This is a genomic window from Brenneria izbisi, assembly GCF_025840185.1.
Classification (GTDB): Bacteria; Pseudomonadota; Gammaproteobacteria; order Enterobacterales; family Enterobacteriaceae; genus Brenneria; species Brenneria izbisi.
The window spans coordinates 454,698-477,042 of the sequence record NZ_JAMPJU010000001.1; the positions used below are offsets into that span (position 1 = coordinate 454,698).

The 22,345-nt window shown below is 49.3% G+C and carries 20 protein-coding genes, 1 tRNA gene and 1 other RNA gene; 10 read left to right on the forward strand and 12 right to left on the reverse strand.

Features of this window, described 5'->3' with window-relative positions; translation table 11 throughout:
• Window positions 1–88: 88 nt before the first annotated feature.
• A complete protein-coding gene (tonB, locus tag NC856_RS02085) occupies window positions 89–859 on the reverse strand; it encodes a TonB system transport protein TonB (protein WP_264088750.1) in 771 nt (256 codons plus the stop codon).
• 205 nt (window positions 860–1,064) lie between these two features.
• Here tonB and NC856_RS02090 point away from each other — a divergent pair, with 205 nt between their 5' ends.
• A complete protein-coding gene (locus NC856_RS02090) occupies window positions 1,065–1,361 on the forward strand; it encodes a YciI family protein (protein WP_264088751.1) in 297 nt (98 codons plus the stop codon).
• A gap of 141 nt (window positions 1,362–1,502) precedes the next feature.
• Window positions 1,503–3,164, forward strand: coding sequence for a methyl-accepting chemotaxis protein (locus tag NC856_RS02095; protein WP_264088752.1), 1,662 nt, complete (start codon window positions 1,503–1,505; stop codon window positions 3,162–3,164).
• 12 nt (window positions 3,165–3,176) lie between these two features.
• On the opposite strand, the gene NC856_RS02100 is transcribed toward NC856_RS02095, so the two are convergent.
• The gene (locus tag NC856_RS02100; protein WP_264088753.1) at window positions 3,177–3,353 is read right to left on the reverse strand and encodes a YciY family protein; all 177 of its coding nucleotides are present in this window, start codon (window positions 3,351–3,353) and stop codon (window positions 3,177–3,179) included.
• Window positions 3,354–3,548: 195 nt separating this feature from the next.
• On the opposite strand from NC856_RS02100, the gene cls reads away from it, so the two are divergent.
• Window positions 3,549–5,009 carry a cardiolipin synthase gene (cls, locus tag NC856_RS02105; RefSeq protein ID WP_264088755.1) on the forward strand — a complete coding sequence of 487 codons (1,461 nt, stop codon included), beginning with the start codon at window positions 3,549–3,551 and terminating at the stop codon, window positions 5,007–5,009.
• Window positions 5,010–5,065: 56 nt separating this feature from the next.
• Window positions 5,066–5,389, forward strand: coding sequence for an HI1450 family dsDNA-mimic protein (locus NC856_RS02110; RefSeq protein ID WP_264088756.1), 324 nt, complete (start codon window positions 5,066–5,068; stop codon window positions 5,387–5,389).
• 69 nt (window positions 5,390–5,458) lie between these two features.
• Here NC856_RS02110 and oppF read toward each other — a convergent pair whose 3' ends face one another.
• The 5 genes from oppF to oppA are packed head-to-tail and all read right to left on the reverse strand — an operon-like array spanning window position 5,459 to window position 11,026.
• The gene (oppF, locus tag NC856_RS02115; RefSeq protein WP_264088757.1) at window positions 5,459–6,487 is read right to left on the reverse strand and encodes a murein tripeptide/oligopeptide ABC transporter ATP binding protein OppF; all 1,029 of its coding nucleotides are present in this window, start codon (window positions 6,485–6,487) and stop codon (window positions 5,459–5,461) included.
• Window positions 6,484–7,479 (reverse strand): ABC transporter ATP-binding protein, encoded by a 996-nt coding sequence (gene oppD, locus NC856_RS02120; RefSeq protein WP_264088758.1) that lies wholly within the window; start codon window positions 7,477–7,479, stop codon window positions 6,484–6,486. The genes oppF and oppD overlap by 4 nt, the downstream gene beginning before the upstream one ends.
• A gap of 11 nt (window positions 7,480–7,490) precedes the next feature.
• Window positions 7,491–8,399, reverse strand: a complete 909-nt coding sequence (gene oppC / locus NC856_RS02125) for an oligopeptide ABC transporter permease OppC (protein WP_264088759.1) — start codon at window positions 8,397–8,399, stop codon at window positions 7,491–7,493.
• 12 nt (window positions 8,400–8,411) lie between these two features.
• Window positions 8,412–9,332, reverse strand: coding sequence for an oligopeptide ABC transporter permease OppB (gene oppB / locus NC856_RS02130; protein ID WP_264088760.1), 921 nt, complete (start codon window positions 9,330–9,332; stop codon window positions 8,412–8,414).
• 56 nt (window positions 9,333–9,388) lie between these two features.
• Window positions 9,389–11,026, reverse strand: coding sequence for an oligopeptide ABC transporter substrate-binding protein OppA (oppA, locus tag NC856_RS02135; protein ID WP_264088761.1), 1,638 nt, complete (start codon window positions 11,024–11,026; stop codon window positions 9,389–9,391).
• 1,023 nt (window positions 11,027–12,049) lie between these two features.
• Here oppA and adhE point away from each other — a divergent pair.
• On the forward strand, window positions 12,050–14,740 hold the full coding sequence (adhE, locus tag NC856_RS02140; RefSeq protein WP_264088762.1) for a bifunctional acetaldehyde-CoA/alcohol dehydrogenase: 2,691 nt from the start codon (window positions 12,050–12,052) through the stop codon (window positions 14,738–14,740).
• Window positions 14,741–15,060: 320 nt separating this feature from the next.
• Here adhE and NC856_RS02145 read toward each other — a convergent pair whose 3' ends face one another.
• The gene (locus NC856_RS02145) at window positions 15,061–15,657 is read right to left on the reverse strand and encodes a thymidine kinase (protein WP_264088763.1); all 597 of its coding nucleotides are present in this window, start codon (window positions 15,655–15,657) and stop codon (window positions 15,061–15,063) included.
• A gap of 399 nt (window positions 15,658–16,056) precedes the next feature.
• On the opposite strand from NC856_RS02145, the gene hns reads away from it, so the two are divergent.
• The gene (hns, locus tag NC856_RS02150) at window positions 16,057–16,464 is read left to right on the forward strand and encodes a histone-like nucleoid-structuring protein H-NS (protein WP_264088764.1); all 408 of its coding nucleotides are present in this window, start codon (window positions 16,057–16,059) and stop codon (window positions 16,462–16,464) included.
• Window positions 16,465–16,596: 132 nt separating this feature from the next.
• Here hns and galU read toward each other — a convergent pair whose 3' ends face one another.
• The 3 genes from galU to rssA form a co-directional block, all read right to left on the reverse strand.
• The gene (gene galU, locus NC856_RS02155; protein WP_264088765.1) at window positions 16,597–17,508 is read right to left on the reverse strand and encodes a UTP--glucose-1-phosphate uridylyltransferase GalU; all 912 of its coding nucleotides are present in this window, start codon (window positions 17,506–17,508) and stop codon (window positions 16,597–16,599) included.
• A gap of 203 nt (window positions 17,509–17,711) precedes the next feature.
• On the reverse strand, window positions 17,712–18,728 hold the full coding sequence (gene rssB / locus NC856_RS02160; RefSeq protein WP_264088766.1) for a two-component system response regulator RssB: 1,017 nt from the start codon (window positions 18,726–18,728) through the stop codon (window positions 17,712–17,714).
• 72 nt (window positions 18,729–18,800) lie between these two features.
• Window positions 18,801–19,706: a patatin-like phospholipase RssA gene (gene rssA / locus NC856_RS02165; protein ID WP_264088897.1), complete on the reverse strand. Its 906-nt coding sequence runs from the start codon at window positions 19,704–19,706 to the stop codon at window positions 18,801–18,803.
• Window positions 19,707–19,853: 147 nt separating this feature from the next.
• Between rssA and NC856_RS02170 the strand changes: the two genes are divergently transcribed.
• The 4 genes from NC856_RS02170 (at window position 19,854) to NC856_RS02185 (ending at window position 21,663) form a co-directional block, all read left to right on the forward strand.
• On the forward strand, window positions 19,854–20,318 hold the full coding sequence (locus NC856_RS02170) for a YchJ family protein (RefSeq protein WP_264088767.1): 465 nt from the start codon (window positions 19,854–19,856) through the stop codon (window positions 20,316–20,318).
• An 83-nt stretch (window positions 20,319–20,401) separates the two neighbouring features.
• Window positions 20,402–21,250, forward strand: coding sequence for a formyltetrahydrofolate deformylase (gene purU / locus NC856_RS02175; protein WP_264088768.1), 849 nt, complete (start codon window positions 20,402–20,404; stop codon window positions 21,248–21,250).
• A 152-nt stretch (window positions 21,251–21,402) separates the two neighbouring features.
• A tRNA-Tyr gene (locus NC856_RS02180) sits at window positions 21,403–21,487 on the forward strand.
• Window positions 21,488–21,532: 45 nt separating this feature from the next.
• A non-coding RNA gene (locus NC856_RS02185) (RtT sRNA) lies at window positions 21,533–21,663 on the forward strand.
• Window positions 21,664–21,706: 43 nt separating this feature from the next.
• Here NC856_RS02185 and NC856_RS02190 read toward each other — a convergent pair.
• On the reverse strand, window positions 21,707–22,327 hold the full coding sequence (locus tag NC856_RS02190) for a trimeric intracellular cation channel family protein (RefSeq protein ID WP_264088769.1): 621 nt from the start codon (window positions 22,325–22,327) through the stop codon (window positions 21,707–21,709).
• Window positions 22,328–22,345: the final 18 nt, after the last annotated feature.

Here is a 22,345-nt window from a genome sequence, read left to right on the forward strand (position 1 = left end):
TGAAACGCAGATGTATTTCCCCGCGAATAACAGATGACAAAAGAGCCGCAATTGCGGCTCTTTTCCCAACCACCGCACCTGCGTGGCATTATTCCATGGCCGCCCCGCCATCAATTTTAAAGACAATCGTGACCACCAGATCTTTACCAGGCTTGTTGGTTTCATAGCGCCATTTGCGCATCGCCTGTCGGATATCTCGCTCGAACATATTACGCGGCTCTGCGGAAAGTACGCGAATGTTATCAACCCGGCCAGAACTGTCGACGTCGAATTGCATTTTAACCCGGCCTTCTACCCGCAATGCAAAAGCACGCGCCGGATATTGCGGCTGAGTCCGATTCAGCGGACGAGGCCCGCTCGACTGCGTATTCGCTGAAGGCGCCTGCTGAACTGGCGCATTGTTGACACTGCGGGTTGGCGTTTCGCTGGTGAACGGAGACGGTGGTTGTTTGTTGACGGCGGGCTCGCGTTTCACCGGTTTCGATTCCTCAACCTTTTTCACCGGCTTAGGCTTAGGCTTGGGCTTTGGTTTCGGCTGAGGTTTGGGTTCCGGCAGCGGTACAGGAACCGGCTCAGGGATCGGTTCGGGTATTGGTTCCGGTTCAGGTAAAGGTTCCGGTTCAGGCTGTTTTACCGGTTCAGGTTCGGTTTCAGTGGGCGCGGACTTTTCCGCAGGCGCCGCTTCAAACGCAGCAGGATTCACCATCACCACACTGATCGGTTTCGCTTCCTGAGGCAGTTCAATCGCATTATTGAATGATGCGTACAGCAAGCCGGCAATCAGCGAACCGTGGATACCCACTGAAAGTATAAATGGCCATGAATAACGGCGGGTAATGAGAAACGTTGTATGCGGCATTGTATGTCTTTATCCTCTTATGCCGCCCAAGTTTAAATGCAAATAGCAATCATATTCAATAACAACCCGATTAATTGTTAAAAAAAACCAATCCCGGTTGAACGAGCGCGGTTGCGCTGTCTGAATCACAGGATGCTTGTTCTGACATTTTCATCACGTATGATGGTTTATCCCTTTGTTTCATGTCTTTATTTGTGAGGTTTTTATGCTGTATGTCATTTATGCCGAGGATAGTGCCGATTCGCTGGAAAAACGGCTGGCGGTAAGGCCAGACCACCTCGCCCGCCTGAATCAATTACATGATCAGGGCCGGTTGCTCACCGCGGGGCCGACACCAGCCGTGGACAGTGAAAATCCAGGCAACGCCGGTTTTACGGGTTCCGTTGTCATCGCTGAGTTTGAGTCTCTGGAGGAGGCAAACGCATGGGCGCAGGCTGACCCTTACATGATGGCCGGTGTTTATCGTCAGGTAACGGTCAAACCTTTCAAGAAAGTTTTTTAGTCTCCTTCCATTACCATGGTCACCTTGCTGGTGGTGACCATGAAGTCGAACGTCCAAGCCTGTCTCTCGCGGAAAAGCTGAAATATTTTAGTCATTTAACCATGCTAGCCTGGATACTCTTCATGAGTAGAGAGTCACGACATGTTAACGTCCATTATTTCTCGCTTTGGCCTCTTAACGAAAAACCGCCACTATCGGTTGGGCATCCTTTCCGGGTTACTGCTGATCATCGGATTATTTTCTTTCTTGCAGTTGATTTCGATCGGCATCATTTCTCAAACCATGACGCAGGTAAAATTAGCGATTTCCGCCAATGATAACCTGATCCACCAGCAGGCGCTGATGGATAAAACCAGAATGGCCGTCATGAATGCCAGCGACAAGTTAAACCGCGCAGGCATTTACCTGCTGGTCGATAAGGAAACGGGTTCGGAAGGCAGTTGGCACAGCCTGATGGATGAGGCCGAAGCCTCACTGGAACAAGCCAGGATCAATTATCAGTTACTGGAAAAATCCGCCACCGATCTGAGCGACGAACAGTCGCTGAATAATCTGAAACAGAGTTATCACCAGTTATACAACGGGCTGATTGAACTGGCGCAAGGCATCAAAGCTACCAACGGAATTGATATTTTCTTCGCCATCCCCATTCAGGCGTATCAAAACGACTTTACCCAGAAATATGCGCGCTATCTGCAAAGCAACAGTGCGTTACAGAAACAACACGGACAACAATTTCTCGCCTCTCTCGACCTCACCCAACTGATATTCATGATTGTGCTGGGCGTATTGCTGGCGCTATCCCTTGCCGTTGGGTTAGGCGTTAACCGTATAATTATCCGTCCGCTGACGCGGATTATTCAGCATCTACAACGCATCGCCGCAGGCGACCTGTCGCGGTCGCTCCATCTGGAACACTCGGCCATGCAAGAAATCAACCTGTTGCACGGCAACGTGATCCAGATGCAGAACGGACTGGTGGCTCTGGTGAATCGCGTCCGCCAAAGCGTCGACAATATGATCTTCCAGGTTGATAAAGTCGCTCAGGATAACCAGATGCTTTCCGAACAGGCCAGCAAACAGTCTCATGAGTTAAAGGCGACCACCGAACATATTATGCAGTTGGGCCAGCATCTCGAACAAAATGCCGGACACACTCGGCAGGCCAGCCTGTACGCCACCGACGCCAGCAATATTGCGATGCAAGGCGAAATGATGATGGATGAAGTCAAAGAAGCCATGTCGGACATCACCGGCAGAACACGGGAAATGACAGAGGCCATCGGCATGATTGAAAACGTGGCGTTTCAAACACACATTTTGTCCTTGAATGCGGCGATAGAAGCCGCCCACGCGGGGGAAATGGGGCGAGGGTTTTCCGTCGTCGCCCGTGAAGTGGGTTCGCTGGCGTCACAAAGCAGCCATTCTGCGCAAAATATTAACGCGTTAATCCGGGATTCAGATCACAGTGTTGAAACCGGCGCCCTGCTGGTGCAAAAACTGAATGACAGCTTGCAAGAAATCATCCATGCGGCAAAAGGCACCAGCACATTTTTAAGCGAAATATCTGAAATATCTCATCAGCAAAATGAGAGCATTCAGCAAGTGACCAATCGTATCAGCACGCTGAATGACAGCGTTCGACAGAATGCGGATCAGGTTGAAACGTCAGCGTTAACATTCTCATCCCTGTTGCAACAAACCGAACAACTCAATGCGACCGTTTCCCTGTTTCAGTTGCCTGCCGATGAAAAGACGCTCACCCATATGACCGGTAACACACTTATACCCGCGTTATCCTGATATCCGGGCGCGTTACCATTCATGCGTCACCGCAAATAACAACGCGCGCCGTTGGTGCTTTTGTTGCAAATAGCGCGCATAGTGAATATGGCGATAGGTGCGGGACTGGGCCTCCAGCCAGCGGCTTCTTCGACGCTGAACCTGACGTAACATGCGCCAACGGCTTACTTCATTGCGACTGCGTTTCATGCGTGTCACTCTTCTCTCAGCAACAGGTGACGAACATTATAGAAGCTTCCGATGGCGATCCAAGCAATGTTTAAATTTGTCTGAACTGAAAACCGTCAACCACCCTATACTATTCTGACCAAAGGCGTTTCCCCTTTCATAAAACTATGCGTACACTTTACTGATATTTTACCGCAGGGAATCTGTCTCGCCTCTATGACAACATTTTATACCGTAATGAGTTGGTTGCTTGTTTTCAGTTACTGGTTGCTGATCGCGGGGGTCACGCTGCGTATTCTGATGAAACGTCGGGCGGTGCCGTCGGCTATGGCCTGGTTGCTGGTCATTTATATCCTGCCACTTGTCGGTATTGTTGCTTATCTCTCTTTTGGCGAATTGCATTTAGGTAAACGCCGAGCCGAACGCGCCAGTAAAATGTGGCCTTCCACGGCCAAATGGCTGCGCGAGTTGAAAGAATATCGGCGGATTTTTGCCACCGAAAACAGCGAAGTCGCCAGCGCGCTATTCCAACTTTGCGAGCGACGTCAAGGGATTGGTGGCGTCAAAGGCAACCAATTGCAATTGCTCACCACTTTCGAAGATACCATTAAGGCACTATTGCGTGATATCAATCTCGCCCGTAATAACATCGAGATGGTGTTTTACATCTGGCAACCCGGCGGATTGGTGGAGCCGATTACCAGTGCGTTGATTGCCGCCGCGCGCCGTGGCGTACATTGCCGTATTTTGCTCGACTCGGCAGGCAGCGTTCGTTTCTTCCGCAATCAGCATCCCGAACTGATGCGCACCGCCGGGATCGAAGTCATCGAGGCACTAAAGGTCAACCTGTTCCGTGCCTTTCTGCGACGTATGGATTTACGCCAGCATCGTAAAATTGTTCTGATCGACAATCGCATCGCTTATACCGGCAGTATGAATATGGTCGATCCGCGTTACTTTAAGCAGGATGCTGGCGTCGGACAATGGATTGATCTGATGGCGCGGGTTGAAGGCCCGGTGGCGACCACGCTGGGGATTATCTATTGCTGCGACTGGGAAATGGAGACCGGCAAACGCCTTTTGCCGCCGCCGCCGGATGTCAACGTGATGCCCTTTGAACAGGAGAGCGGCCACACCATTCAGGTAATAGCGTCCGGGCCGGGGTATCCAGAAGAAATGATCCATCAGGCGCTGTTGACCGCAGTCTATTCCGCCCGTAAGCAGTTGATCATGACGACGCCCTATTTTGTCCCCAGCGACGATCTGCTGCATGCCATCTGCACCGCCGCCCAACGCGGCGTGGATGTCAGCATCATTGTGCCGTACAAAAATGACTCGATGTTGGTGGGCTGGGCCTGCCGCGCCTTCTTTACTGAACTGTTGGATGCCGGCGTGAAGATTTACCAGTTCAAAGACGGGTTGCTGCACACCAAGAGCGTTTTGGTCGATGGACAGTTGAGTCTGGTCGGCACCGTCAATCTCGATATGCGCAGCCTGTGGCTGAACTTTGAAATTACGCTGGTCATTGACGATGCGGGGTTTGGCAGCGATTTGTCTTGTGTGCAGGAGGACTATATCGCACGTTCCGCTTTGCTGGAGCCGTCTCAATGGCAAAACCGACCTTACTGGCAGCGAATTGTTGAGCGGTTATTTTACTTTTTCAGTCCCCTGCTATAAATACCGCTTTCAGCATGTTTTAATAACGCCCTTTATGCATTAACAGGAATTGCGCTATGGATTTGAATAACCGCCTGACCGAAGATGAAGCGCTGGAACAGGCTTACGACATCTTTCTGGAACTGGCCGCCGATAATCTCGATCCGGCAGATATTCTGCTGTTCAATCTGCAATTCGAGGAGCGTGGCGGCGCCGAGCTATTCGATCCGGCGCAAGACTGGGCCGAGCATGTTGATTTCGATCTGAACCCTGACTTTTTTGCCGAAGTGGTGATTGGACTTGGGGAACAGGACGGTGGGGAAATCACGGATATTTTCGCCCGCGTGCTGATTTGCCGGGAAAAAGATCACAAGCTTTGCCATATTCTGTGGAAAGAATAAGTGCCTGTGAAAAAAATACGTTCTCCCGCCCGATAAAGACGTCCCCGCCACGGGACGTCTGATAGCGATTCAAAGCTCCGCTTCTACCGGCAGCAGTGCCTGCGGGTCCACTTTCAAACAGGATACCGCATGATTAAAACTCCCTTCCATCACCGGTCTGGTTTTGCTGCACTCCGGCCCGACAATCGGACAGCGGGTGCAGAATACGCACCCCGATGGCGGATTGATCGGAGAAGGCAGTTCCCCTGTCAGCAACTGGATCGGTTTGTTTCTTTCTTTATCAGGATCCGGGATTGGCACCGCGGACATCAGCGCGCGCGTATAGGGGTGCAGAGGATGACGATAAATCTGCTCATAGGTTCCCAACTCCACCGCATGTCCCAGATACATCACCAATACCCGATCGGAAATATGCTTCACCACCGATAAATCATGGGCGATAAAAATCAGCGACAGCCGCATTTCACGCTGTAACTGTCTCAGCAGATTTACCACCTGCGCTTGAATGGAGACATCAAGCGCGGAAACCGGCTCATCACAGATGATCAGTTTCGGCTCCAGGATCAGCGCCCGCGCGATACCGATACGCTGACACTGCCCGCCCGAAAACTCATGCGGATAGCGGTTAATCAGATTCGGCAGTAAGCCGACTTTCAGCATCATGCTTTTAACGCGATCTTTTACCTCCTGACGTGTGAGTTCAGGGTGATACGTTTTCAACGGTTCAGCGATGATTTCTCCGATGGTCATCCGCGGATTCAGCGAGGCCAGCGGATCCTGAAAAATCATCTGAATATCGCTGCGCGCTTTACGCCATTCTCCATCATCCATCCCCAGCAAATCTTTACCCAACCAGGTGACTTTCCCGCTGGTCGCTTTGACCAGGCCGATAATCGCTCTGGCCAGGGTGGACTTGCCGCAACCGGACTCCCCCACCACGCCCAGCGTTTCGCCTTCATACAACCGAAACGTAACGCCATCCAACGCTTTCAATGTTTTCGCTGGTTGCCAGAACCATTGCTTTTCATCTCTGAAATCAAAATGTATTTTCAGATCGACGACTTCCAGCAATACCGTTTTTTCCGTTGTACGATTCATAGCACCTCCTCAACCGCTCTGAAGCAAGCGCGCATACGTCCGTTATTGAAAGACGTTAACGCTGGCGTGTTATGGCAAACATCCATCGCATAAGGACAACGTGGCTGGAACGGGCAACCTTTGGGTAAGCGCAGTAAATTGGGTGGATTGCCGGCGATAGTCGCCAGCGTTTCATCTTCCGCATCCAGGCGGGGAACCGCGTTCAACAACCCGACGGAATAAGGATGACTTGGCTGATAAAACACGTCACGCGCCATGCCATATTCCATCGTCCTCCCCGCGTACATCACCAGCACCTTATCGCAGATACCCGCCACCACGCCAAGATCATGGGTAATCAAGATAATGGCGGTATTGAATTCGTGTTTCAGTTCATTAAGCAGCGTCATGATTTGCGCCTGAACCGTCACATCCAGCGCCGTCGTCGGTTCATCCGCGATCAGCAGCTTAGGCCGGCACAACAACGCCATAGCGATCATGACGCGCTGACGCATCCCGCCGGAGAACTCATGGGGATACATTTTCATGCGTTTACGCGCTTCCGGCATTTTTACCGCATCCAGCATTCTGACCGACTCTTCAAAAGCTTCCCGCTTGCTGATCCGTTTGTGCAACATCAGCACCTCCATCAGTTGCTCACCCACCCGCATATAGGGGTTTAGCGATGTCATCGGATCCTGAAAAATCATGGCGATTTCTTCAGCACGCAACTTGTTCAACTGCTGTTCCGGCAGATTTAAAATCTCTTTGCCGCGAAAACGGGCTGAGCCGGTAATGCGACCGTTCTGGGCCAACAAGCCCATCAACGCGAATGCGGTTTGCGACTTGCCCGATCCCGATTCACCAACAATGCCCAACGTTTCCCCGGCATTCAGCCTGAACGTCAGGTCGTTTACCGCCGTGACCTCGCCATCCTGCGTATGAAACGTCACGCGTAAATCCTGAACACTGAGCAGCGCCTCATTCTCACCGGCTGAATTCATCCTATTCATGCAACCCCTCCTCAGCGATCTTTCGGATCGAGGGCATCACGCAGGCCATCGCCGATAAAATTGAAACAAAATAGCGTTACCACCAGAAAGGCGGCGGGATAAAGCAGTAGCCAGGAAGAGACTTCCATCGAGTTGGCGCCATCATTCAACAACGCGCCCCAACTGCTTAACGGTTCCTGCGTACCTAATCCCAAAAAACTCAGGAAGGATTCGAACAGGATCATGTTCGGCACCAGCAATGAGGCATACACCACCACTACACCCAGTACGTTCGGCACAATATGGCGCAACACGATGCCGCGCGTCGAAACGCCGGAAACCATCGCAGCCTCAATGAACTCTTTACGTTTCAGGCTTAGCGTCTGACCGCGTACGATCCGCGCCATATCCAGCCAGGAAACCATGCCTATCGCCACGAAGATCAACAGCATGTTCTGTCCGAAAAAGGTCACCAGCAGAATGACGAAAAACATGAACGGGAAGGAGTTGAGGATCTCCAACAGTCGCATCATAACGGAATCGACTTTACCGCCCAGATAACCGGACAGCGCGCCGTATAACGTGCCGACCACCACAGCCACCAACGCCGCCGCGACCCCCACCATTAACGACACGCGCCCGCCGATCGCCACGCGCACCAGCAGATCGCGACCGGAAGAGTCGGTGCCGAAATAGTGACCGGAAGTCATGTCCGGGGCGGAAGACATCATCCCCCAGTCAGTATCCGCATAATTAAACGGCGACACCAACGGCGCAATAATCACAAACAGCGTGATCACCCCCAGCACCAGCAAACTGGCCAACGCCGCCCGATTATTGATAAAACGCAACCGGGCATCCTGCCACAGACTGCGCCCTTCAATCTCCATCTGCTCACTGAAACTTTCCAGGGCTTCAATATCTTTTCGATGCCAAAACATAACGCCCCCGACTCAGTAGCGGATTTTAGGGTCGATAACCGCGTATAACACGTCAATTATCGCATTGAATAAAATGGTCAATCCACCGACCAGAATGGTCAGGCTGAGTACCAGCGAATAATCACGATTCAGTGCGCCATTCACAAACAACTGACCGATTCCCGGCAACCCGAAAATGGTTTCAATCACCATTGAGCCGGTAATAATGCCGACGAATGCCGGTCCCATATATGAAAGCACCGGCAACAGCGCCGGTTTCAACGCATGACGTAGAATAATGCGGCGCATAGGCAACCCTTTGGCCCGTGCGGTGCGAATGAAGTTGGAATGAAGAATTTCAATCATCGAACCTCTGGTAATCCGCGCAATACTCGCAATATAAGAGAGCGACAACGCCACCATCGGTAAAATCATGAATCTGGCTTCACCACCGTTCCAGCCGCCGCCTGGCAGCCAGCGCAGCGTAATCGCAAAGATCAGCACCAGTAAGGGCGCAACCACAAAACTTGGGATCACTACTCCCGTCATGGCAAACCCCATGACTGTATAGTCCCATTTACTATTTTGCTTCAACGCGGCAACCACACCGGCGGTCACCCCCAATATCACAGCCAGTAAAAAAGCGGCGGCGCCCAGTTTGGCGGAAACCGGAAATGACGCCGCCACCAAATCGTTTACGGAATAATCTTTGTATTTGAAAGAAGGTCCAAAATCACCCTGCGCCAACTGCAATAAATAATTGCCGTATTGCGTCAGGATGGGATCGTTCAGATGATATTTGGCCTCAATATTCGCCATCACTTCAGGTGGAAGATTACGCTCCCCGGTAAATGGGCTGCCTGGCGCCAGCCTCATCATAAAAAACGAAATTGTAATCAGTATAAATAGTGTTGGAATAGCTTCCAGACAGCGGCGAAATATGAATTTTAACATTGCTCATACCTGTAAAAAAACAGACAGGACGGAATACCGCCTGTCTGTCATTTTTATTAATGCTTGATAATATAAAGATCTTTAACGTAAACGTAATCCAGCGGATCTTTACCGGTTAATCCGCCGACATAGGGTTTTACCAACCGAATATTGGCGTAGTAATAAACCGGCGCGATGACCGCATCCTTATCCAGCAAAGCCTCAGCTTGCTGATAAATCACCGAACGCGCTTCATCCGTGGTCACCTGCAAGGATTTGCTCATCAATTGATCAAATTCCTGATTTTTATAATGCGACGTGTTGTTACTGCTGTCCGATATCATGCTATTCAGGAAGGTAGACGGCTCATTATAGTCGGCGCACCACCCCGCACGCGCAATATCATATGTCCCCTGATGACGTGAACTGAGGTACGTTTTCCACTCCTGATTATCCAGCTTGACGGTAACGCCGATATTTTGCTTCCAGAGCGATGCCGCCGCAATAGCCAGCTTTTTATGTAAATCAGAGGTGTTATACAACAGGCTCAGCGTCAACGGTTTGTCGGCGGTATAACCCGCTTGCGCCAACAGTTTTTTTGCTTCTTCATTACGCTTCGCCTGCGGCCAGGTAAACCACTCCGGTTCGTCGACTTTCAATCCATCAATGTAAGGCGGCACAAAACCATAAGCCGGCGTGTCGCCCTGATTCTTGACTTTATTGGTTAAAATATCCTGGTTCAGCCCCAAACGCAGCGCGGTTCTTACCCGGACATCATTAAAGGGCGCTTTCTGATTATTGATTTCGTAATAATAAGTACACAAATAAGGATTGGCCTGCACTTCCTGCGGAATTTCTTTTTTCAGTTTCTGGAACAGTTCGATGGGCAGATAATTATAGGTCATATCGATTTCACCGCTGCGGTAGCGGTTTACATCCGTCACTTCGGAGGCAATCGGCAAATAGGTGACCTGATTAATCACCGTATCGGCGTTATCCCAGTATTGCGGGTTGCGCGCCAGCACGATTTTTTCATTCACCACCCACGCTTTCAGCTTGTAGGCGCCATTACCAACCCAATTTTGTGGTTGCGTCCATTTATCGCCAAACTTTTCGACCACCGATTTATTGACCGGCGACATCGCCGGATAAATCGGCAATTTATAGAAATAAGGCACCGCTTCAGACAGCGTGATTTCCAGCGTATGATCGTCCAGGGCTTTCACTCCCAGCGTATCAGGGGCTTTCTTGCCGGCAATAATGTCATCGATATTCAATAAATGACCATATTGCAGATAGCTGGCATAAGGGGATGCGGTTTTGGGATCGGCCAGGCGTTGCCAGCTATAAACGAAATCCTGCGCCGTGACGGGATCACCGTTTGACCAGCGCGCATCTTTGCGCAAATGAAAAGTCCACACCTTGAAGTCTTTATTATCCCAACGTTCCGCCACGCCGGGGATCACTTTGCCGTTCACATCTGAAATCACCAGCCCTTCCAGCACATCGCGCAACACATTCGACTCTGGCACGCCTTCGATTTTATGCGGATCCAATGACGCCACTTCCGCGCCGTTATTGCGCACCAGTTCCTGTTTTTCCGCCAGTTGGACGCCAGCGGGAACGGTGGCCGCCCAGGTTTGTCCCCCTGTTGTTGCGTACGACAACGCAATGAAACTGGCCAGCAGGCTTTTTCTTGTGATCATGTGTGTCATTCTCCTCTCCTTTGACTGTTTGACAAAACATCTGCATCTGAGTGGTGTTATTGACGATTCAGCGCGACTGCCATTTATGCCTGACTAACAAGGTGTTAACGGATTCGTTGTATCTGCGTCGTCATGATTATCAGACAGAATCGATGATTACCGTAATAGAACCAATAAAAATAACTTATCAATTACACTGCAATGACGATATTAATCCGAAGCTATCAAAAGCCCTCACATCCGCCAACATGTTTAAAGCCGCGTTGCTGAGTATTATTTAAGCCAAATGAAGCAATCATTAAATATCATCAAGCCGATAAAGATTAACTAATTGATAAATTACGCTATTTAATATGATATGCCTTTTTATAAATAATCATCCATTAAACTATTGATACAAAAAAGATCTGCCCGAATCCTGACGCCGAGATAAGTAACCATACCATCGCTCGCTTAAACACATAACATCCTATTGCTCCATTCGTTACAAATTTAGCAAAATATACTTAACCTATAGGGCTATGCAATGACAGTGCTCACGATTAAAAGATAAAAAAAGCATGTCAAACATTACATTTTTACATAAGAATTATTTATGAAAAGGCGAGAATATTCGCCAGCACAAAGGCATTGATGGGATGCCAGGCGCGGCGATAAAAACAGATAAGTTGAATATTGATAATAATTATCAATAACCGCTTGCTGAATGGTGTCAGCATAACAAAAAATAGACAGAGATCACAAAAAAGAGCCTCACAAATCGGTATGCTCTTTTCATACTCGGTTAAACAAGCGAATATTCTGCATTCACACTAATCAGCAAATTTTTATTTTTATAATACCCGCCATTCTCGATTACAGTATTTTAAAAACCGAATAGTAGACCATGGAGGTCGACAAGCTCTTTGAGTCAATCAATGCGACGTAACGGATATACGTTTTGTTGGCAAAACGCGTTCAACGTACGTTTATCTATACCTTTGGGCTTAGCAGCGATTGACTGAAAGAGTTTAACATTATCAGGAGAACATTATGGCCGTAACCAATGTTGCTGAACTTAACGCACTAGTGGAAAGAGTAAAGAAAGCGCAGCAGGAATTTGCCAACTATTCCCAGGAACAAGTTGATAAAATTTTCCGCGCTGCCGCGCTCGCCGCCTCAGATGCACGTATCCCGCTGGCGAAGATGGCCGTGGCCGAATCCGGCATGGGTATTGTTGAAGATAAAGTGATCAAAAACCATTTTGCTTCCGAATACATATATAACGCTTATCAGGACGAAAAAACCTGTGGCGTTCTCTCTACCGACGATACCTTTGGCACCATCACCATCGCCGAACCGATTGGCCTGATTTGCGGTATTGTGCCGACAACCAACCCGACTTCCACCGCGATTTTTAAAGCGCTGATCAGTCTGAAAACCCGTAACGGGATTATCTTTTCTCCGCATCCCAGGGCCAAAAGCGCCACCAATAAAGCAGCGGATATTGTTCTGCAGGCAGCGATTGCGGCGGGCGCGCCTAAAGATATTATCGGCTGGATTGATCAACCTTCTGTTGAATTGTCCAACCAGTTAATGCATCACCCGGACATCAACCTGATTCTGGCAACCGGCGGCCCCGGCATGGTGAAAGCCGCATACAGTTCCGGTAAACCCGCAATTGGCGTGGGCGCGGGCAACACGCCCGTCGTCATTGATGAAAGCGCCGACATTAAACGTGCCGTTGCTTCTATTCTGATGTCGAAAACCTTCGATAACGGCGTGATCTGTGCGTCTGAGCAGTCGGTGATTGTAGTTGAGAGCGTCTATGATGCGGTACGCGCGCGTTTCGCTTCTCATGGCGGCTACATGCTGCAAGGTAGAGAGCTTCAGGCCGTTCAAGGCGTATTGCTGAAAAATGGCGCGCTCAATGCAGATATCGTGGGCCAAACAGCGCCGAAAATTGCAGAAATGGCGGGGATTTCTGTACCTGACAACACGAAGGTGCTAATCGGTGAAGTGACCGCGGTTGACGAGTCGGAACCCTTTGCCCACGAAAAACTGTCGCCGACCCTGGCCATGTATCGTGCCGTCGATTTCAACGATGCGGTGATGAAAGCTGAAAAACTGGTTGCGATGGGCGGCATCGGCCACACCTCCTGTTTGTATACCGATCAGGACAACCAGCCGGAACGCGTCCATCATTTCGGCAACAAGATGAAAACCGCCCGTATTCTGATCAATACCCCTGCGTCTCAAGGCGGTATCGGCGATCTGTATAACTTCAAACTCGCCCCTTCCCTGACGTTGGGTTGCGGTTCCTGGGGGGGGAATTCCATCTCGGAAAACGTTGGTCCGAAGCACTTGATCAACAAGAAAACGGTAGCCAAGCGAGCAGAAAATATGTTGTGGCATAAACTTCCCAAATCCATTTATTTCCGTCGCGGTTCATTGCCGGTGGCACTTGAAGAGGTCGCGTCCGACGGCGCCAAACGCGCATTCATTGTGACTGACCGTTTCCTGTTCAATAACGGTTATGTCGATCAAGTGGTCAGCGTGCTGAAACAGAATGGGCTGGAAACCGACGTGTTCTTCGAGGTCGAAGCAGACCCTACTCTGAGCATCGTGCGTAAAGGCGCTGAGCAAATGAACTCCTTTAAACCGGATGTCATTATCGCGCTGGGCGGCGGTTCTCCGATGGATGCGGCAAAAATCATGTGGGTGATGTACGAACACCCCACTACCCATTTTGAAGAACTGGCGTTGCGCTTTATGGACATCCGTAAACGTATCTACAAGTTCCCGAAAATGGGGGTAAAAGCCAAGATGATTGCCATCACCACCACATCTGGCACCGGTTCCGAAGTTACGCCGTTTGCGGTGGTGACCGACGACGCGACAGGCCAGAAATATCCTCTGGCTGACTACGCATTAACCCCGGATATGGCCATTGTGGACGCCAATCTGGTGATGAATATGCCAAAATCGCTGTGCGCCTTCGGGGGACTGGATGCGGTGACTCACTCACTGGAAGCTTATGTCTCGGTATTGGCGAATGAATATTCTGATGGTCAGGCGTTACAGGCGCTGAAGCTGTTGAAAGAAAACCTGCCGGCCAGTTATCGCGACGGTGCGAAAAATCCGGTAGCCCGTGAACGAGTCCATAATGCCGCAACGATTGCCGGTATCGCATTTGCTAACGCTTTTCTGGGTGTTTGTCACTCCATGGCGCACAAGCTGGGCTCGGAGTTCCATATTCCGCACGGTCTGGCGAATGCGCTGCTGATCTGCAACGTTATTCGCTATAACGCCAATGACAACCCAACCAAGCAAACAACGTTCAGTCAGTATGACCGTCCACAGGCTCGACGTCGTTATGCCGAAATCGCTGACCATCTGCGGCTGACCGCACCGAGTGATCGCACCGCGCAGAAAATCGAGAAGCTGTTGAACTGGTTGGAAGAAATGAAAACTGCGTTGGGGATCCCTGCCTCCATCCGTGAAGCGGGCGTACAGGAAGCGGATTTCCTGGCGAAAGTGGATAAACTGTCTGAAGATGCGTTCGATGACCAATGTACCGGCGCTAACCCGCGTTATCCGTTGATTTCTGAACTGAAACAGATTCTGATGGATACCTACTACGGTCGTCAATTCTCTGAAGATACCGCAAAAAAAGAGGTGGAAGCTGTTGTTGCTGCGCCCGCAGCAAAAACCGTGAAACAATCGAAGAAAGTCACCAGTTGATTCATGATGCGCAAACAGCCTCATTGGAGGCTGTTTGACTGCGTTATCATCGCTGCCTTGCTAATGAAGCAGGGCTTTTTTTACGTCACTATCCCCGTATTCATCCCGCCTGAATGTTTCAATCAACCTTACCAAACGGCGTTAGCCCGAATTACCGCAAAAAAAGGCCATCAACAGCGCGACGGCGGCATTTTTCGCAGGACATGGAAACTCCTAAGCAATGGCGGCGCAACACGTTCACAAGCCCTTAAATCGCGTTTTTAACGTAACCAGGCAGCCATAACGATGAATTGAAGAAACCATCGCCTCTCATCGTTGTTTTATTCGCTCGCGGTTCTGATCAATCCCAACGCTATTTTGTAGTGTTTTCGACAGACGGAGACATAGCTTTCATTGCCGCCAATTACTACCTGTTCGCCTTCACGCAACGGATTACCCTGAGCATCCAGACGCAATACACAGTTCGCTTTACGTCCGCAGTGACAAACCGTTTTTAGCTCTATCAATTTATCGGCCCAGGCTAATAAATAGTGGCTTCCTGAGAACAATTCGCCGCGAAAATCCGTGCGTAAACCGTAACACAATACCGGGATATCTAATTGATCCACCACGTCGGAAAGCTCGCTCACCTGCTCACGAGTTAAAAACTGACATTCATCAATTAATACACAGTGAATAGGTTGAGCCCTATGTTCTTTTGCCAGCAAGTTAAATAAAGATGTCTGCGGATTATACAATAATGCGGGAGAAGAAAGGCCGATACGGGAACTCACCACCCCGACGCCATGGCGGTTATCTATTTCTGCGGTGAACACCAGCGTGCGCATGCCGCGTTCCTGATAGTTATATGAAGATTGCAATAGTGCGGTGGATTTTCCCGCATTCATTGCTGAATAATAAAAATAAAGCTGAGCCATACTCGGCGCTCCAAAAGATAGGCGAGATCATCGCTTATACGGTCAGATTTTATTGTAACAACCCGCCTTTAGACTATGCAATGCGCTATTACATTTACGTTCCTCCGCCCAGATAGTGGCTATTGATAGGCGCGGAAAGATAAACAGATAAAATTCCCTTATAACGGTAAGCTAAGGTCCAATATCCGCCCCCTTCTACATTTGTTGTAGAAAAAATGACGGAAAAATGTATTTCTCATCTTGGCGAAAGTATTTTATATTCAGGTTTCAGCGTGTGTGATATCCGTTTTAAAACTAGTATTTTTTAACAAACTTACAAATTTGACTATTGCAGAAAAGAAAATAGCATTCTATTATCACACTACACGACACCAATAATATAAATCTGAGATTATCACAATGAGCGAAGCACTAAAGATTCTAAACAATATCCGTACTCTGCGTGCCCAGGCAAGAGAATGTAGTCTGGATACTTTGGAGGAAATGCTGGAGAAACTGGAAGTCGTCGTTAATGAACGACGTGAAGAAGAAAGCCAGGTCCAGGCAGAAGTTGAAGAACGTGCACGTAAATTGCAACAATATCGCGATATGTTGATCGCTGATGGTATTGACCCTAACGAATTATTACAATCTCTAGGCTCCGTCAAAGTCGCAGGTAAAAGCAAACGTGCCGCACGCCCTGCTAAATATCAATATACCGATGAAAACGGCGACCTTAAAACCTGGACTGGTCAGGGTCGGACGCCAGCTGTAATCAAAAAAGCCATTGAAGAGCAAGGCAAATCCCTGGATGATTTCCTGATCTAATTCAGCTTTAAAATAATACGCCGATACCCTTGATTTTTATCAAGGGTATTTTTTTATTAAAAAAAGCGGGGAGGACGAAAATTGATGCTCTCCATCTTGGATAATAAAACAGAGAGCAGGCTTTACCCGATATTATTTCGCCTCGGCGTCAACCGTTTCCTGCAACCACTCGGTGAATTCACTACCCAGGCTATCATTGCGCATACCGTACTCGACAAAGGCCTGCATATAACCTAATTTGTTGCCGCAATCATGGCTCACGCCTTTCAGATGGTAAGCTTCCACCGTCTCTTTCTGCATCAGCATGGCAATAGCATCCGTTAACTGAATTTCATTACCCGCGCCTGGCGGCGTTTTTTCCAGCAAAGACCAGATTTCCGCAGAAAGAACATAACGACCAACAACGGCTAAATTAGACGGGGCTTCGGATGCTTTCGGTTTTTCAACGACGCCCACCATTGGGGCGCTGTCACCCGCGTTTAATTTCACGCCTTTGCAATCCACAACCCCGTAGCTGCTGACATTGTCCACCGGCTCAACCATAATCTGGCTGTGACCGGTTTCTGAAAAACGCTTCAACATTTCGCTCAGGTTATCTTTTTTCAAATCGGAAGCATATTCATCAATAATGACGTCAGGTAAAATAACGGCAACCGGCTCATCACCGACTAAAGGATGCGCGCACATTACCGCGTGGCCCAATCCTTTCGCCAACCCCTGACGAACTTGCATAATGGTAACGTGCTTAGGACAAATAGATTGAACTTCTTTGAGTAGCTGGCGCTTAACACGTTTTTCCAACATGGCTTCCAGTTCGAAACTGGTATCAAAATGGTTTTCAATCGAATTTTTAGAAGAGTGAGTAACCAGAATGATTTCATTGATTCCCGCAGCAATACACTCATTAACCACATATTGAATTAGCGGTTTATCCACCAATGGCAGCATTTCTTTTGGAATAGCCTTTGTCGCCGGTAACATACGCGTTCCCAGCCCTGCAACGGGGATTACCGCTTTTTTTACTTTCTTATTAACAATCGACATAAACAACCTCTTATATATCGTTCAAATAATGAACTTTATTTGTCTTGCCTAAAAACGGGATGAGTTCAACTCATTTACCGGATGGCGCTTGACCAATGTTATAACGCAATAAAAAATAAGATCACTAGGAATAGTGTAGAAAATAAAAAATAATAACGGAAGGTGTACATCGTCTGGAGAGAGTAACCAACATACCTATCGGATTATTCTGTAGACAACATGAGTCGTAAACGCCCCCCCCCACCCCATATCTGACATTGCCAATCAACACAATTGTGATTTAACTGATTGAGGTAAGTGACATCCAACGTTCCTAACGGCACGCCGCTATTCAGAGAAATCTGGTTGCCATCGGCATTTAACATGGCGTTCAAACCGGCTGATACCAGAATTAACCGTTTTAATTCACGATGATAATAACCAACCAATAAAGGGAAGCGTCCCTCTAAACTCGCTTGCCGCAACAACTGGTTTACCTGCTTTAATAATGTCGGTAGATACGGTAAGCGATGCTGCTGATTAGCCAAATGATCCTGAAGCAACCCATTGAATAATGTCCGAAGTAATAAGGCCGCTAACGTTCCATTATTATTCACCGCCTGAGTCACATCCAGACAGTAAAACGCCAGTTCCGTCTCTGAGAGCGCGGCAATATCCAAAACCAGGCCCGGCTGTTCGGCAATCGTCAACTGGCGATAATTAATCCGACAATGCGCAAGCGTTTGCTGAACCGGCGGCTGCAATTGCGCCAGCAATTTTGCGACCGCATCGGGAGATTGACTCAATGAGTCCATATCCTGCATTAATTGTTCAAGCTCATTCACCTGCGAGGTAAACATGTCTGGATACAGGCAAGACATGACGACCTCGCGTAAGCGGGCATAATCACGAACCGGTTTCAGCAGCACATCCTGAGCCCCAAGGCGCAATACCTTTGCGACATCCGCCATATGGCTGGTCGCCGATATAACCAATATCGGCGTGTTGTTGCCTCTTAAGCGCAGGCGCTCAAGAAATTCGATCCCTCCCATCATCGGCATATCCAGATCGCAGATAATCAAATCAGCTTGGCGATCTTCCAAAAGGCTCAATGCTTCCAGTCCATGGACTGCTTCTAACACTGAAGCGCCAAGCGTAATCAGATAACCGGAAAGCACTGAGCGGAAAACGGCCTCATCCTCAATGATTAAAACATGTTTACCCGCTAATGGTCGTTCCATCCGTTTGTTACCTCTTGCTTCAAACTCTTCATGTTCAAAAATTGCTTATCGACAATACCTGAACCCAAGGTTTCAGTGAGATTGATTAACCAAAGGCAGCAATTCCTCACGTTTCTTCTCCACCGCCTGACGTCCCGCGCTTATTGCCTCCTGCGCTCGGTGGAAATCCAGAGTGGCAATCTGCGGGCAGTAGGGTTGCACCAGCACATCCGGCGGATCACCCGCCATTCGCGTCATTTTCAGTCTACTTTCCAGGATATGGATCGAGGTGCTCATGATTTCCATCGCCGTTGGCGAAACGGCTGGACGATGGCGTCGTCCGCGTAATAAGCGCTCACGGATTTTACTCCGCCAATCATTTGGCTCAACGTCGCCATCCTCCTCTGCGTTCGTGGGCTTAACCGACAGCATGTGCTGATTGAGGCTGGCATCCTGCTGCAAATCCACCGCGATGACAACATCAGCACCCATCGCACGCGCCAGTGAAACTGGGATAGGGTTCACTACGGCCCCATCCACCAGCCAGTAACCATTGAACCATACGGGAGACAATAAGCCCGGCACACTACAAGAAGCCCGGATTGACTGGTGCAAGTCCCCTTCCGTCAACCAGAGTTCGCGTCCGGTGCTCAGATTGGTCGCGACCGCACCAAATTTAATAGCGCATTCTTCAATGCGTTGTGTATGTAACAAATGCTTTACATTATTAAATACCCGCTCACCACGCAACAACCCGCCACGCTGCCAGGAGAGATCCATCAATCGAATGACATCCCAGTAGCCGAATCCTGACACCCAGCGCTCAATCACCGCCAGATTATGCGTGGCGTAAGCGGCCCCGACCAACGCGCCGACAGAGCAGCCAGCGACAACATCAATCTTGATGCCCAGTTCGGTCAATGCATTGATGACGCCGATATGAGCCCATCCTTTGGCCGCGCCGGAACCCAAAGCCAGCCCCACTTTTACCTGTCGCATGGGTACATCGTGTGTTTTCATTCTAGCCCACATTACTACTTCCAGAATGTCTTGGTTAACATATTGGTTAACATATCTGTATCCTGATTAAAGATCTCTTTATTATCTATCAAGTTTTAAGTTATTAAATTTTCTTCAGGAGAAACTGTGCCAGAACTTTGTCCTTGTTGCAGCGGCTTGCAGTATAGCGCATGCTGCCAGCCGTATCTTGGCAATACCCGTACCGCCGCGGATCCGCAAACGCTAATGCGTTCTCGCTATACCGCTTATGTCAAACACGATGTGGACTATCTGGTCGCCACCTGGCATCCCGACCTGCAAGCGGAGAAATGGCGTGATTCCATTACGGAAAGCTGCCGGGACACCTGCTGGCTTGGGCTCAATATATTGACCTCAGGCCCCGGCAAGACGCAAGACGAAGGTTATGTTGAATTTGCCGCACGCTATACGGCCGCCAACCGGCAGGAGACTGGATTGATGCGGGAACGCTCGCGCTTCCTTCGTTATCATGATCGCTGGTACTATAGCGATGGCATTCATCTGCAAACTGGCAGAAATGAACATTGCCCATGCGGTTCCGGCAAAAAGTACAAAAAGTGCTGCGGACAATAAGCAAGGCGCATTAACCGCAGTGAATTCCGGCACTGCATTAACATACGATCGCTATTATAGTTTTGGACAGGATCCACGCTCTCATGCAATCCCAGAATATACAAAGAAAAGTGTTACGGACTATTTGCCCTGATGCCAAGGGCCTTATCGCAAAAATTACCAATATTTGTTACAAGCATGAACTTAACATCGTGCAGAACAATGAGTTTGTTGATCATCGTACTGGTCGCTTCTTCATGCGCACGGAACTGGAAGGGATTTTTAACGATACCACCTTGCTGGCCGATCTCGACAGCGCCCTCCCTGACGGTTCTTCTCGTGAGTTAACCAGCGCAGGCCGTCGCCGCATTGTTATTCTGGTCACCAAGGAAGCACACTGTCTGGGCGATTTACTGATGAAAAGCGTATACGGCGGATTGGATGTTGAAATCTCCGCGGTGATTGGCAACCACGAAACGCTGCGCACGCTGGTCGAGCGCTTTGATATTCCCTTCCATCTGGTCAGTCATGAAGGTTTTTCCCGCGAAGAACACGATCAGCACATGATCGCGCAGATCGACCAGTACCAGCCGGATTACGTTGTGTTGGCAAAATACATGCGCGTGCTGACGCCCGCTTTCGTTCAGCACTATCCGAATCAGGTTATCAATATCCACCACTCGTTCCTGCCGGCGTTTATCGGCGCACGACCTTATCATCAGGCTTATGAGCGAGGCGTAAAAATCATTGGCGCCACCGCTCACTATGTCAATGACAACCTGGATGAAGGCCCAATCATCATGCAGGACGTAATCAACGTCGATCATTCCTACACCGCGGATGACATGATGCGTGCCGGACGCGACGTTGAGAAGAATGTGCTGAGCCGAGCGCTGTATCGTGTATTGGCACAGCGGGTTTTTGTCTACGGAAACCGCACTATCATTCTTTAATTTGCTGATCGGGCATCATTTTTTGTATCAGGATGCCCGGCATAAAAAATCGGCAAACAGGTTCGTTTTTTAATATATCCGGCTTTACAGCGGCGTATCATTTGATATGATGCGCCCCGCTTGATGCGAAAGCGTCTTGCGGCAAGGCCAATGGTGGGGTTCCCGAGCGGCCAAAGGGAGCAGACTGTAAATCTGCCGTCACAGACTTCGAAGGTTCGAATCCTTCCCCCACCACCAATTCAATATTGTTCTACTGAATTCAATTTTAACACCACACATCCATTTTCCCCTTCAGGGGGAAGGTGAGAAACTTCGACCAAGGTTCGACAAAACCGGAACGGTTTTGAACAACGCGACAGCGTTGACCCGTAGGGCGAGGCGCAAAGCGCCGAGTTATCCTTCCCCCACCACCAATTCAATATTGTTCTACTGAATTCAATCCTTCCCGGCATCAGATCAACTTTTCCAACTCCCCGGCACGTAGGAAAACACCGGCAGTTGCCACGACCAGCGAATGGCTGCCAGACGAACGGATAAGCCGAGGGTGAAGGACACCAGCAGATTGATGTCGTGGTTCACATTCAACGCTTTCAGACCGAGATATAATAAAGCCACCAGCAACGATACGCTGGCATAGAGCTCTTTTCTCAACACCATCGGCGTGCGGTTGCAGAAGATATCCCGCAGAATTCCGCCGAAAATACCGGTCACAATTCCCGCCATAATCACCACTGTCGTGGAATAGTTCAATTCCTGTGCGACATTGCAGCCGATGACGGTAAACGCGATCAGTCCCATCGCATCCAGTATCAGAAACAGACGATGTAGATGGTGCATAATGCGCGCGATAATAATCGTGAACAAACCAGCGCCAATGGTGAGATAAATATAACCAGGGTGTTGAGTCCAGCCGATGGGGTAATTGCCGAGAAGAATGTCACGCACCGTACCACCGCCCAGCGCGGTGATAAACGCGATCATGCCGACACCAAAAATATCCATATTTCGCCGTCCGGCAGCCAGCGCGCCAGACATGCCTTCAGCCGTGATCGCGATCAGATAGATGTAAGTAAGCACACAAGATTTCCTGTGAAA

What these genes read in the sequence shown, in the direction of transcription:
- tonB (WP_264088750.1), bottom strand. Translation starts at nt 859, where the DNA reads ATGCCGCATACAACGTTTCTCATTACCCGCCGTTATTCATGGCCATTT.
- NC856_RS02090 (WP_264088751.1), top strand. Translation starts at nt 1,065, where the DNA reads ATGCTGTATGTCATTTATGCCGAGGATAGTGCCGATTCGCTGGAAAAA.
- NC856_RS02095 (WP_264088752.1), top strand. Translation starts at nt 1,503, where the DNA reads ATGTTAACGTCCATTATTTCTCGCTTTGGCCTCTTAACGAAAAACCGC.
- NC856_RS02100 (WP_264088753.1), bottom strand. Translation starts at nt 3,353, where the DNA reads ATGAAACGCAGTCGCAATGAAGTAAGCCGTTGGCGCATGTTACGTCAG.
- cls (WP_264088755.1), top strand. Translation starts at nt 3,549, where the DNA reads ATGACAACATTTTATACCGTAATGAGTTGGTTGCTTGTTTTCAGTTAC.
- NC856_RS02110 (WP_264088756.1), top strand. Translation starts at nt 5,066, where the DNA reads ATGGATTTGAATAACCGCCTGACCGAAGATGAAGCGCTGGAACAGGCT.
- oppF (WP_264088757.1), bottom strand. Translation starts at nt 6,487, where the DNA reads ATGAATCGTACAACGGAAAAAACGGTATTGCTGGAAGTCGTCGATCTG.
- oppD (WP_264088758.1), bottom strand. Translation starts at nt 7,479, where the DNA reads ATGAATAGGATGAATTCAGCCGGTGAGAATGAGGCGCTGCTCAGTGTT.
- oppC (WP_264088759.1), bottom strand. Translation starts at nt 8,399, where the DNA reads ATGTTTTGGCATCGAAAAGATATTGAAGCCCTGGAAAGTTTCAGTGAG.
- oppB (WP_264088760.1), bottom strand. Translation starts at nt 9,332, where the DNA reads ATGTTAAAATTCATATTTCGCCGCTGTCTGGAAGCTATTCCAACACTA.
- oppA (WP_264088761.1), bottom strand. Translation starts at nt 11,026, where the DNA reads ATGACACACATGATCACAAGAAAAAGCCTGCTGGCCAGTTTCATTGCG.
- adhE (WP_264088762.1), top strand. Translation starts at nt 12,050, where the DNA reads ATGGCCGTAACCAATGTTGCTGAACTTAACGCACTAGTGGAAAGAGTA.
- NC856_RS02145 (WP_264088763.1), bottom strand. Translation starts at nt 15,657, where the DNA reads ATGGCTCAGCTTTATTTTTATTATTCAGCAATGAATGCGGGAAAATCC.
- hns (WP_264088764.1), top strand. Translation starts at nt 16,057, where the DNA reads ATGAGCGAAGCACTAAAGATTCTAAACAATATCCGTACTCTGCGTGCC.
- galU (WP_264088765.1), bottom strand. Translation starts at nt 17,508, where the DNA reads ATGTCGATTGTTAATAAGAAAGTAAAAAAAGCGGTAATCCCCGTTGCA.
- rssB (WP_264088766.1), bottom strand. Translation starts at nt 18,728, where the DNA reads ATGGAACGACCATTAGCGGGTAAACATGTTTTAATCATTGAGGATGAG.
- rssA (WP_264088897.1), bottom strand. Translation starts at nt 19,706, where the DNA reads ATGCGACAGGTAAAAGTGGGGCTGGCTTTGGGTTCCGGCGCGGCCAAA.
- purU (WP_264088768.1), top strand. Translation starts at nt 20,402, where the DNA reads ATGCAATCCCAGAATATACAAAGAAAAGTGTTACGGACTATTTGCCCT.